Consider the following 11,811-nt stretch of genomic DNA (forward strand, 5'->3'; position numbering starts at 1 on the left):
CATTCAAGCCCTTTTTTGCTTTTTCGGTGTAATTCGTTTGATGTTCCGCACCGTTTCTTCTACTGTCATGCCGATTTCTGCAAGTAATTGATCCACACTGCCATGTTCAATGAAACGGTCAGGAATACCCATTCGGTCAATAATTGCTCCATGATATCCATGCTCATGAGCAAATTCAATCACCGCACTACCAAATCCGCCTTGAAGAACGGCTTCTTCAATGGTTAAAATCGGCATCTTCTGCTCAAGTAATTGATGCATCATGTCATTGTCCAGTGGCTTAATAAATCGTGCGTTCACGACCTTAACGGAATACCCTTGTTTCTCTAACAACTCCGCTGCTTCCATTGCCATTGGAATCGTTGTACCAAATGTTAACACGCAAGCATCTCTACCCTCTTTTAACACATCCCAAGTTCCAATCGGGATTTCTTGTAAAGAATCGTCCATCGGAATACCATACCCATTTCCGCGTGGAAATCTCATTGCAATCGGACCATCATCATATTTCATTGCTGTATTAACCATATGCTGGCCTTCATTTTCATCCTTGGGCATCATCAAGACCATATTCGGAATATGACGCATAAAGGCGATATCAAACACACCTTGATGTGTTTCCCCGTCTGCTCCAACTAAACCTGCTCGATCGATTCCAAAAAAGACGTTCAGGTTTTGCCGGCAAATATCGTGAACCACTTGATCGTAGGCACGCTGTAGGAAAGTAGAATAAATCGCAAGAAACGGTTTCATTTTTTGAGTTGCAAGTCCTGCTGCAAAGGTTGCCGCATGTTGTTCAGCAATGCCCACATCATACATTCGTTCCGGAAATTCACTTGCGAAGCCTTCTAATTTAGAACCGACCGGCATAGCCGGTGTAATCGCAACAATTCGTTCGTCTGTACGAGCGAGTTTCCTTACCGTTTCACTAACAAGTGAACTCCATGCAGGAGCTGTTGTCGCTGTTTTAACAAAATCGCCCGTTTCAATTTTATAAGGTCCTGTTCCATGCCAGTTTCCGATTGTATCAGATTCAGCAGGAGAATATCCTTTCCCTTTTTTCGTAATCACGTGTAAAAGGACAGGGCCTTTTGTTTTTTTAGCATAACGAAAATTCTCGAATAATTCATCAAAGTTATGACCATCCACAGGCCCCAAGTAAGTAAATCCTAACTCTTCAAAAAATACTCCTGAAACTAATAGATACTTTAGGCTATCTTTAATACGCTCAGCTGTAGCAGCGACTTTCCCACCGACTGCTGGTATTTTCTTAAGTAATAATTCCAGCTCATCCTTCGCCCAATTATATTTTCCAGCCGTACGCAGCCTTCCCAGTACGGAATGCAAGGCGCCAACGTTTGGGGCAATCGACATTTCATTATCGTTTAAGATGACAATCATATCTTTCTTTTCATGGCCGATATGATTAAGTGCTTCAAGTGCCATCCCACCTGTTAATGCACCGTCACCGATGATAGGCAACACAAAATTTTTTTCTTTTTTTAAATCGCGCGCTGCGGCCATTCCCATTGCTCCAGAAAGAGATGTTGAGCTATGACCTGTTTCCCAAACATCATGCTCACTTTCGTTCATTTTCGGGAAGCCGCAAAGTCCTTTGTATTTTTTTAATGTATCAAACTGACAAGCTCGTCCTGTTAGGATTTTATGAACATAAGACTGGTGGCCAACATCAAACAAAAATTTATCTTGTGGACTGTTGAACTCCTTATGTAACGCAATGGTCAGTTCAACCACGCCAAGATTCGGACCTAGGTGTCCACCGGTAATCGATAATTTCTCTATTAAAAACTTTCTAATATCGGCACTTAATTCTTTTAACTCTTCATTATTCATCGCTTTTAAAAAAGATGGGTCTTTTATAGATAGAAGATCCAAATTGGATCACTCACTTTCTGTTATTTCCAGGTCTTATCAAAGACCTATCGCTGGAAAATTCTAATTTAATTACTAAAGGAGGATGTTCAAAAGGTCCGGTAAAAAAGCTTGAAAATTGCTTCAAAGCTCATGAATGACCTTCTGTTAAAACCGCGCATGTCCTGTGCACAACACAGAAGTCAGCACGTCCTGTGCAAGTCCGGTCTCACGTATTACTCCATACGCGAAAGGTTCTCGAAATGCGCTCATCGAACTTCTCGGCTCTTTTTATCCTCCTTTTTAAACACGCACTATAACAGCTGTCATTATTCAGCAAATTTCCGCAAATTTCTTCAAAAATAGCCGCCGATACCCTCTGATTTCGGCGGCTGTTAATTCCATCTATTATACCGATTTTCAATAAGATACGCCAGTTAAACAACAAAAGTATAACACAAATAGAATTTCCTAACAATTGTTGTCGTCTTAAGATTTACGCTTTGCAATCATATCCGTTATTTCATTAAGAAGAGATGTATCCAATTGCGTTTTTCCCAACTCTTCATGCGCCATTTTGATATGTTCTGCGAGCCTTACCTTTGCTCCTTCTAAAGTAAGCAATGAAGGGTACGTGCTCTTGTTGTTCGCTGAATCACTGCCAACAGGTTTACCAATTTCTCCTTCAGAGCCCTCAATATCTAAAATATCATCTCGGATTTGAAAAGCCAGCCCTAAATGATAGGAAAACCGTTTAAGTGCAAGAAGCTGTTCGATACTTGCACTAGATAAAATCGCTCCTGAAAGGACAGATGCCATTAACAACTTGCCTGTTTTATGTTCATGAATATACTGGAGTTCTTCTAGTGATAGCTGTTTGTTTTCGCCTTCCATATCAGCTACTTGACCGCCAACCATCCCCTCAGCTCCCGCCGCTTTAGCGATTTCAAGGATTAAATTGAGCTTCATGTCTGATGTCACGCAAGGATGCTCCGTGTTCGCAATAAGTTGAAAGCTATATGTAAGTAATGCATCACCTGCAAGAATTGCCGTCGCTTCACCAAAAACTTTATGATTGGTCGGTTTACCGCGACGTAAATCATCATCGTCCATCGCTGGCAGATCATCATGGATTAAAGAATAGGTATGAATCATTTCAATCGCAGCTGCAGCCGGGACTCCAGCTTTCACATCCTTCGCAAATGCATCTAATACGGCCAAAACAAGTAAAGGACGTATTCTTTTCCCGCCTGCTTTCAAAGAATAAGCCATTGCTGCTTTTAAGTTATCAGGCGCTTTTAACTCTTCAACATATTTAATCACCTTCGTTTCAATGAATTGTTTGTATGTTTCTGAAAACGTATGAAATGACGTTGCATTCATGCCTATTCCTCCTCTACTGCGAATTCTTCAAGTTCGCCATCTTCCCTAAGTATTTGCGTCAATTGTTCTTCAACAGATTTCAATTTTGTATGACAAAGTCTAGATAGGTCCATTCCTTTTTTATAGATGGAGATTGCTTCTTCAAGAGGTACGTCCCCTTCTTCTAATTTTTCAACAACTTGTTCAAGTTCTTCCATTGCCTGCTCAAAAGTCAACTCTTTTTCTTTACTCATTATCTTTTCGCTCCTCTATTTTTTCTACTTTACAATGCAAAGTTCCGTCGGTTATCTTCACATCGATATGATCTCCGACCACTACTTGTGATCTGCTTTTAACAAGTGTTTCTTCTTCTGTAAAAATCAAACCATAGCCCCGTTCCATAATTTTAAGCGGACTTAAGACAGATAATGTTGCAGCAACTGAGACAAATCTTTGGGTGTGCCCTTTTAAAACTGTTTGCATAAGCCGATTCAACATTTTTTCGCTATTGGTTAACCGATCCGCTGCAACCGCTAACTGTTGGTTTGGATGCTGTTTTATTAATTGGGCTAATGTATTTTCGAGCATCTCGTTTTTCTTTTGAAAATATTTGGTGCTCTCGCGTTTTAATCGTTCCGACGCCCGGTCCAATTGTTCGACTTTTTGCTCGTACATTTTTTTAGGATAACGAAAAGCATAAGATTTTGCCAGTCGCGACAGCTTTGTTTGTTCAACATTCACTTGTTCATGAATCGTCCTTGTCAGCCTATTCTTTTGGTTCCAGAGCCGTTCGTAAATTTCTTGAAGATGTGGAACAGCCATTTCAGCAGCTCCAGTTGGTGTTGGTGCACGCAAGTCTGCTACAAAATCCGCAATCGTAAAATCCGTTTCGTGTCCAACAGCCGAAATAATCGGAATATCAGAGTCATAAATCGATTCTGCGACAATTTCTTCATTAAATGCCCAGAGCTCTTCAATGGAGCCTCCTCCCCTCCCCACAATAAGAACTTCAACCTCTTTACGTGAATTCGCTTCGGAAATCGCTTTAGCGACGGATTTAGGTGCATTCGTTCCTTGAACAAGCGCCGGGTATATGATGATTTTAGCAATTGGATATCTTCTTTTAATCGTAGTCAAAATATCCCGTAAAGCGGCCCCAGTTGGTGAAGTAATAACACCGACTGCATGAGGGTATTTCGGAAGTGGTTGCTTATGCTGAGAAGAAAATAATCCTGCCGTTTCGAGTTTCTTCTTCAGCTGCTCATAGGCTAAATATAAATCACCTACTCCATCAGGTGACATGCTCTTGACATACAACTGGTATTGCCCGCTTTGTTCGAATACAGAAATATCGCCTCTCACCAAGATTTTCATCCCATTTTCCGGAATAAACTTCATATTCTTATTATGGGCAGAAAACATCACTGCAAGTACTCTTGCTTTCTCATCCTTAATCGTAAAATACATATGTCCGCTTGAATGCTGCTTAAAATTCGATATTTCTCCTTTTATGTATACATTTTGTAAATGAGGATCCGCATCAAATTTACGCTTAATATATTTCGTCACAGCCGAAACACTTAAATATCTTTGCTCTTCCATCATTTTCTCCTTATCTAAAAAAGTGCACGCGCTCTGTTATGTTTTTTTGTCGTTCATGCCCTCTACTTACTATTTTTAGCGCTTACCCTCAGAATTAATTATCCTATACTTTTATTATAAAACAAAAAAGCTATCATTTGCCATTATAGAGCAAGTGACAGCTTCTTCATAAAGTGAAACTTCCATTAGCAAAGGTTTTGCGCTAATGGTTAGTCCCGTTCTAGTGTCGCTAATATCTCCTCTTACGCATCGGTAAGTTTCACTGTATCTCACCAATCGGGGTTTTACAGGCTGTTTATCACTAGCTAGCTATTTTACTCTCGTGTAAGAATTAGTGTAGGGATATTACAGCCTGTTAAACCGGGATATCAGTGAAAATTCCATCAGTGGGATAGTTTTCACCACTGATGGAATTTTTTATTTATGCATCTTATAGGGTAATCGATTTCTTAGCAGATTTAACGGTATTTTCCAAAAGCATAGCAATCGTCATTGGACCAACGCCTTTTGGAACCGGGGTAATATATGAGGCAACTTCTCTTACTTCGTTAAAAGAAACGTCGCCGCATAGCTTGCCTTCTTCATTCCGATTCATACCAACATCAATAACAACTGCACCATCCTTAACATGAGCAGCCGTGATGGTATCTCTCTTACCGACAGCAACGACCAGTATATCAGCTTGCCTTGTATGATAGGCAAGATCTTTCGTTTTTGAATGGCAATACGTAACCGTCGCACTTTTATTCAGAAACAATTGACCTGCCGGCTTTCCGACGATATTACTTCTTCCTACAACAACGACATGCTTACCTGCAATTTCACAGCCGATATGCTCAAGCATCACCATAACTCCATATGGTGTGCAAGGTAAAAACGCATCCTGACCAGTCATCATTCGTCCGATGTTAATAGGATGGAACCCATCAACATCCTTTTCAGGTGAAATGGCTTCAATGATATCTTTTTCTTGGATATGGGCTGGAAGAGGTAGTTGTACTAAAATTCCATGAACGGTATCATCATGATTCAACTCATCAATTTTAGTAAGTAATTCTTGTTGAGTCAATGTCGCTGGACATTCAACTAAAACAGAATGTATGCCAATTTCAGCACAAGCTTTTTGCTTATTCGCTACATACGTTTTCGAAGCTTGATTATCACCAACAAGTATAACTGCAAGACCTGGAATTGTTCCTTTACTACGAAGCTGGTCCACTTCCTCACGAAGCGTATTTCTTACAGATTGAGCAATTTCTTTTCCATCAATAATTCTCCCTGACACATTCATCACCCTCCAAAGTTAGCTTAAGAAATCGACTGTCTTAAGGTGAGAATGATTTTAGCCGCTTGACCCGAAAATAAATAGTCTTCCCTAGCATGTATGCGATGCACTGGTTATTTATTAAGCTGAGTTTTAACTTTTGACAGAACTGCATTTACAAAGCGGCTTGATTGATCATCACCGAAGACTTTTGCGATTTCAATTGCTTCATCCATAGCAACATTGACTGGAACCTGATCACTGTAAATCATTTCGTACACAGCGATGCGGAGCAAGTTCCGATCAATATTCGCCAATCGTTCAATCTTCCAATTGTCGAGATTAGCACAAATTGTTTCATCAATCTCTTCTTTGTTTTCTTGTGTTCCTTTTACTAACATTTCAAGATAGTCATCACTCGGACTTCCGTCCAAAACACTATTTAGAGCATCTTGAATTTCTCCCTTACCAATTTCAAGTTGGTATATGGCCTGTAAGGCTTTTTCACGGGCAGTTCTTCTTTTCATAAAATTGACTCCTTCTATATCGACTATTATATATGAAAATTACAGCACATACGAACATTAATTAACTAAATCACCATAAACATTAAGTTTTTTCTTCAAAAAGAAATGTATCTGACCTTTATGGCGGAACTTGTGCTAATTTTTATCATAAAAAATCACATATGTAACACTCTAACAGAAAATAAGATTGAGTTAAAGTGAAACTTCCCTCAATGGTGGGTTTCCACTGAGCGTTAGTCCCGTTCTACTGTCGCAAATATCTCCGCTAACGCTTGATAAAAGCAACACTATGAACCGGAATCAATGAACGCAGACTAAGTACGCCCCGTCCCGCGGCAACGTCTGTGTGACCCACATCCTGTGGGCGCAAACTTTACCTCCGCTTACACATCGGTAAGTTTCACTGCATCTCACCAATCAGGGTTTTACAGGCTGTTTATTCTCAAGGTTGCTATTTTAATCTTTCACAAGAATAAGTGTGGGGATTTACAGGCTGTTTTAACCGAGGTAAAGTGAACCTTCTATTCTTTGTATGTCTCAACTTTTAAAGATTTAAACTCATTCGTGTAAAAAGAGTTCTTTTCACACAAAAACCCGGCTAAATGCCGGGCTCTCTTTATCCTTACATTTCTTGCTCAATTTCACTTTCTTGTTTTGATGCAGTTTCAAATTGAATACCGACAACATGAATATTCACTTCGGAAGTTTCGAGGGCTGTCATGTTCAGTAGAGCTTGACGAATATTATCTTGAACTTCCTGCGCGATCTTTGGAATGGATACGCCAAACTTCATGACACAATATAAGTCTACCTTAATGCCATCGTCTGCAAGATCTACCTTAACACCTTTTCCGTGGCTTTTCTTCCCGAGCATTTCGACAACACCAGTGGTGAAGTTCCCGCGCATATGCGCAACACCTTCAACCTCACTAGCAGCAATACCGGCAATGACTTCAATAACATCAGGAGAAATTTCCACTTTACCTAATCCATTGTAGGTATCGTTCACTTCAAGCATTTGTTCCATTTCACTCATTTTCAAAGCACCTCCTGTATTTTTCCATTATGAATCCATTACCTCATATAATTCAAGGAATTTTGTGTTAAACTCTCCAGAAACAAATTGTTCATGTTGCATAAGCTTGCTGTGGAAAGGGATAGTTGTGTGAATTCCTTCTATCACAAATTCCTCTAACGCACGTCTCATCTTGTCAACGGCCTCAGCGCGTGTAGGAGCATGAACAATTAACTTCGCGATCATTGAATCATAATATGGTGGAATCACATATCCTGGGTACGCAGCTGAATCAATTCGTACGCCATTTCCGCCTGGCGGAAGATACATTTGAATTTTCCCAGCAGAAGGCATAAAATTCTTTTCAGGATTTTCAGCATTAATCCGGCATTCGATTGCCCAGCCGTTAAATTGCACATCTTCTTGAGATAATGACAATTTCTCCCCCGATGCTACTAGAATTTGTTCTTTGATTAAATCAACACCAGTTACCATTTCTGTCACCGGATGTTCCACCTGAATTCTAGTATTCATTTCCATAAAGTAGAAGTTACGGTTATTGTAATCATAAATGAACTCAACCGTACCTGCTCCGGAGTAATTAACAGCAAGAGCAGCTTTTACTGCCGCTGTTCCCATTTCTTCGCGCATCTCTGAGTCAACTGCAGGAGATGGAGTTTCTTCTACTAGCTTTTGGAGACGTCTTTGGATCGAACAGTCTCGTTCACCAAAGTGAATAGCATTGCCATGTGTATCTCCCATCACCTGAATTTCAACATGCCGGAAATCTTCAATAAATTTTTCAATATATACGCCAGAATTTCCGAATGCTGTCAATGCTTCTTGCTGGGTGATTCTGATCCCATTCAATAAATCTTCTTCTGTTCTAGCGACCCGAATCCCTTTTCCGCCACCACCTGCTGTCGCTTTAATGATGACTGGATACCCAATTTTTTCAGCAAGGGCAATCGCTTCATCCGAGTCTTTAATAATTCCTGTAGATCCCGGCACGATTGGTACGCCCGCTATTCGCATCGTTTCCCTCGCTACATCCTTCGTCCCCATTTTCGAAATGGCTTCAGGGGATGGTCCGATGAAGATGACATTGCATTCACGGCAAAGCTCTGCAAAATTAGCATTTTCCGCTAAAAATCCATAACCAGGGTGAATAGCGTCACAACCCGTTTTCTTTGCAACGCTAATAATATTCGTAACGTTTAAATAGCTATCCTTTGAAGCCGTCGGGCCAATGCAGTATGATTCGTCTGCAAGCTGGACATGAAGAGCTTCACGGTCTGCTTCTGAGAAAACTGAAACGGTTTCGATACCCATTTCCTTGCATGCCCGAATAATCCGAACAGCAATTTCTCCTCGATTTGCAATTAATACTTTTTCAATCATTGAAAACAGCTCCTTATTCCGGCTTTACTAAAAATAACGGTTGACCGTATTCCACTAATTGGCCGTCTTGGACAAGAATTTCGACGATCTCACCGCTCACTTCCGCTTCGATTTCATTAAAGAGCTTCATTGCTTCAACGATACATACAATGGAGTCATTGCCTACTTTTGATCCAATTTTCACATATGGCCCTTCTTCTGGTGATGGCGAAGCATAAAATGAGCCAACCATCGGTGATGTAATTTTATGTAAGTTTTCTTGATTGCTTGCTTGTGTGTCAGTTACACGTTCAGCTTGTTTTGGTGCTTCTTGTGCAACCTCTGCCGCTTGCATAGCTGCAACAGGTGCAGCTTGATAAACAACTGGTGTAGATTGTTCCTGTGTAGTCTTTTTCAATTTAATTTTCGTTCCTTCTTGTTCAAAAACAAATTCATTAATGCTAGATTGATCGACCAATTTAATAATCTCTCGAATTTCTTGTACCTTCAACATCTTGGCACCCCTTGTCTTATTTTATTGTAATAGTTAAGTTTTTTGAATGATTATAAAGTGAAACTTCAATCAGTGGGGGCTTACTGCCCGGTAATGCGGGATAAAAAGCAAAGCCTTCTGAAATAAATACCCAAATACCTACCGGCTTATCCCACGCTTTCCATTGCTGTACCAAAAAAATCATTATGACCAACTACTAATATCATACGATAATTCGTAGTGTGAATTCAATAAATGTTTTAGTGATGCTTACGACTTTTCTTTTGGCGTTCTTCTATCTTACATCTTATCACAATAAATGTGAAATTTTTTTCATTCTAAAGAAAGCGTTTTATCATTGATTACCCTTGATTTTATTGGTTAACATATAAGAAAAAGAGGAAGTCCGATTAAAGACTCCCTCTTTCCACTATTTTCCTTCATTTAATTTAAATTCAACCGCCACATCTTCTACATCATCGATTTCTGTGTTTACGATATCCATGATGTCTGCCACTTCTAATGCTGTCAATTTTTCGTCTGTTTTAACTGTGACGTCCACTTTGCTTCCATCAATGCGTACTAAAGCTGCCGGGTAATTCAGCTGCATAATTTCATATTCTAACACTTGTTCTGTAGTTGCTGTTTCACTAATTTTATTATTAGCTTCGACAGCCTGATTTTTTTCTTCCGCTGAAAGACTTGTGTCACCCATTTTATTTGTGAGATCTTCTCTTATTTTACTTCGCTCATCTTGAATATTAAGACGTAATGCCTCGAACTCATCATCTGATGAAGAGATGGCGACCTTTGGCACTTCCTTGTCAGAAACTTTAGCTGTTTCCGCTTTTGGTTTTGTTGTTTCAGTACTCTGTTTGTCCTTTTCTTCCTGTGAAATTGCTACATTAGATCCATTCTGATCTGGACCAGTCAAATAATACACCGAAAGTACAACGACCAAACTTAACATAGTTAACAGCCAAACAGTTTGTTTTTTTAATAACATGGTAAGAATCCCCCTTATTTTTTAGGCATAACCGAAACTCGGTGGCTCGGTACATCCAATGCTCTTGTAACAGCTTCAATGATCCATTTCTTAATTTGGATATTTTCAGCACCTTTGGCAACGACGAGCACTCCGCTTACGTTCGGTTTCTTCGTCTCGACAACGATTGGCCCCTCTTTATCGCCGCTTTTGAGAATAACGAGCTGATTGTCAGTGGATGTGTCTTCGACCTCTCGCTTACCACCTTCCTGGTCCGTCTCCACAGTCACTTGTTTTTGCGTTACTTTATTTTCTTGAAACACTTTTTTCTCAGAAGCATCGACATAGATCACAACCTTAACATCTGAAACACCCGCTATTGATTCAAGTGCTCCTTTCATTTCGTTCTGCAAGTATTTTTCGTAGTCGTTTACAGAAGTAAACTGATTTTCAGCCTTTCCAAACGTCTCTACCTCTTTGCCTTGGGAGTTTGTTTGATTAAATGTTGTGACAGCATCATTTTTCGACTCTTTATTTGTAAGCAAGCTACTCACCATCATGATGCCGACTCCTAATAAAAGAACAGTCAATACATAGGCATACTTGGAAGGTTTCTTCTCTTTATTTTCCTCTTCACCATTCGTTTGCTTAAAAAGGTTTTTCAGCCATGATAACGGGCCTTTATCACTTTTCAATTTGTTAGCCACCCCTTTCTCCGGCAAATTCGATGATTTCTTCGTCTACCGCCCACTTTGCAGCAAGGAACCCTCTAATATGATCCAAGTCGCTGGACGATTTCTGCGATGATTGTTTCGTGTCTATGTCTACTTTAGCAACCACTTCAACCGATGCTGTCTGATCTTTTGTCTGCTGCAAGACGATTGAAATTTTTTGTAAATCATCCGGAAGGCTAGGCTGATCTTTGTTTTTTACTTCGAGATTCATTGACTGAATTTCCATTTTATATTGATCCATCAACTCCTCTTCCACCCCTGTCCTCATATCGACAGCCATTTGTTTTAAAATATATGCATCCTGTACGGCTTGTATTTCTTTTTTCTTCAATTCTGTTAAATTTTCTACCTGATGATTTGTTTTTTCATCAATTGAACTCGTCGCAATCTTCAATAGATCATCAAAGTCTGATTGAAATAGCTTTAGAATCGGCGAGATAATCACAGCAATCAGCAGTAAACCGATAACCATCTTTGCATACTTTTGCATGGCCGAATTCGGAAGTAGCATATCAATGACAGTCGCAAGGAGGACAAACACGATAATATTGGTAACCCAGCTCGTAATAAATTCCAT

Annotated in this window: 12 protein-coding genes; all 12 read right to left on the reverse strand. The window is 39.8% G+C overall.

Going from position 1 to position 11,811, the window contains the following annotated elements; all coding sequences use genetic code 11:
* Positions 1 to 3: 3 nt before the first annotated feature.
* Complete coding sequence (gene dxs, locus AC1MGI_RS17960) at positions 4 to 1,896, reverse strand: 1-deoxy-D-xylulose-5-phosphate synthase (protein ID WP_062178168.1); 1,893 nt, start codon at positions 1,894 to 1,896, stop codon at positions 4 to 6.
* Between the two features lie 465 nt (positions 1,897 to 2,361).
* Positions 2,362 to 3,255: a polyprenyl synthetase family protein gene (locus AC1MGI_RS17965; RefSeq protein WP_480346738.1), complete on the reverse strand. Its 894-nt coding sequence runs from the start codon at positions 3,253 to 3,255 to the stop codon at positions 2,362 to 2,364.
* 2 nt (positions 3,256 to 3,257) lie between these two features.
* Positions 3,258 to 3,488, reverse strand: coding sequence for an exodeoxyribonuclease VII small subunit (locus AC1MGI_RS17970; RefSeq protein WP_028391730.1), 231 nt, complete (start codon positions 3,486 to 3,488; stop codon positions 3,258 to 3,260).
* Entirely contained in the window at positions 3,481 to 4,836 is a 1,356-nt protein-coding gene (xseA, locus tag AC1MGI_RS17975) for an exodeoxyribonuclease VII large subunit (protein ID WP_480349859.1), read from the reverse strand. The genes AC1MGI_RS17970 and xseA overlap by 8 nt, the downstream gene beginning before the upstream one ends.
* 430 nt (positions 4,837 to 5,266) lie before the next feature.
* Positions 5,267 to 6,121 carry a bifunctional methylenetetrahydrofolate dehydrogenase/methenyltetrahydrofolate cyclohydrolase FolD gene (gene folD / locus AC1MGI_RS17980; RefSeq protein WP_480346740.1) on the reverse strand — a complete coding sequence of 285 codons (855 nt, stop codon included), beginning with the start codon at positions 6,119 to 6,121 and terminating at the stop codon, positions 5,267 to 5,269.
* 113 nt (positions 6,122 to 6,234) lie between these two features.
* Positions 6,235 to 6,627, reverse strand: coding sequence for a transcription antitermination factor NusB (nusB, locus tag AC1MGI_RS17985; RefSeq protein ID WP_480346742.1), 393 nt, complete (start codon positions 6,625 to 6,627; stop codon positions 6,235 to 6,237).
* A gap of 622 nt (positions 6,628 to 7,249) precedes the next feature.
* Positions 7,250 to 7,663, reverse strand: a complete 414-nt coding sequence (locus tag AC1MGI_RS17990) for an Asp23/Gls24 family envelope stress response protein (RefSeq protein ID WP_062178152.1) — start codon at positions 7,661 to 7,663, stop codon at positions 7,250 to 7,252.
* A 27-nt stretch (positions 7,664 to 7,690) separates the two neighbouring features.
* Positions 7,691 to 9,043, reverse strand: a complete 1,353-nt coding sequence (gene accC / locus AC1MGI_RS17995) for an acetyl-CoA carboxylase biotin carboxylase subunit (protein ID WP_480346743.1) — start codon at positions 9,041 to 9,043, stop codon at positions 7,691 to 7,693.
* A gap of 13 nt (positions 9,044 to 9,056) precedes the next feature.
* The gene (gene accB, locus AC1MGI_RS18000) at positions 9,057 to 9,536 is read right to left on the reverse strand and encodes an acetyl-CoA carboxylase biotin carboxyl carrier protein (RefSeq protein ID WP_480346745.1); all 480 of its coding nucleotides are present in this window, start codon (positions 9,534 to 9,536) and stop codon (positions 9,057 to 9,059) included.
* A gap of 409 nt (positions 9,537 to 9,945) precedes the next feature.
* Entirely contained in the window at positions 9,946 to 10,521 is a 576-nt protein-coding gene (locus AC1MGI_RS18005; protein WP_062178142.1) for a SpoIIIAH-like family protein, read from the reverse strand.
* Positions 10,522 to 10,535: 14 nt separating this feature from the next.
* Positions 10,536 to 11,195, reverse strand: coding sequence for a stage III sporulation protein AG (spoIIIAG, locus tag AC1MGI_RS18010; RefSeq protein WP_480346747.1), 660 nt, complete (start codon positions 11,193 to 11,195; stop codon positions 10,536 to 10,538).
* A 4-nt stretch (positions 11,196 to 11,199) separates the two neighbouring features.
* A complete protein-coding gene (gene spoIIIAF, locus AC1MGI_RS18015; protein WP_480346749.1) occupies positions 11,200 to 11,811 on the reverse strand; it encodes a stage III sporulation protein AF in 612 nt (203 codons plus the stop codon).

This window comes from Peribacillus sp. BM1 (genome assembly GCF_056679975.1).

Bases quoted from the DNA above. Each gene is read 5' to 3' on its own strand.
- AC1MGI_RS18005 (WP_062178142.1), bottom strand. From the start codon at position 10,521: ATGTTATTAAAAAAACAAACTGTTTGGCTGTTAACTATGTTAAGTTTG.
- nusB (WP_480346742.1), bottom strand. From the start codon at position 6,627: ATGAAAAGAAGAACTGCCCGTGAAAAAGCCTTACAGGCCATATACCAA.
- accB (WP_480346745.1), bottom strand. From the start codon at position 9,536: ATGTTGAAGGTACAAGAAATTCGAGAGATTATTAAATTGGTCGATCAA.
- spoIIIAF (WP_480346749.1), bottom strand. From the start codon at position 11,811: ATGGAATTTATTACGAGCTGGGTTACCAATATTATCGTGTTTGTCCTC.
- AC1MGI_RS17965 (WP_480346738.1), bottom strand. From the start codon at position 3,255: ATGAATGCAACGTCATTTCATACGTTTTCAGAAACATACAAACAATTC.
- AC1MGI_RS17990 (WP_062178152.1), bottom strand. From the start codon at position 7,663: ATGAGTGAAATGGAACAAATGCTTGAAGTGAACGATACCTACAATGGA.
- accC (WP_480346743.1), bottom strand. From the start codon at position 9,043: ATGATTGAAAAAGTATTAATTGCAAATCGAGGAGAAATTGCTGTTCGG.
- AC1MGI_RS17970 (WP_028391730.1), bottom strand. From the start codon at position 3,488: ATGAGTAAAGAAAAAGAGTTGACTTTTGAGCAGGCAATGGAAGAACTT.
- xseA (WP_480349859.1), bottom strand. From the start codon at position 4,836: ATGGAAGAGCAAAGATATTTAAGTGTTTCGGCTGTGACGAAATATATT.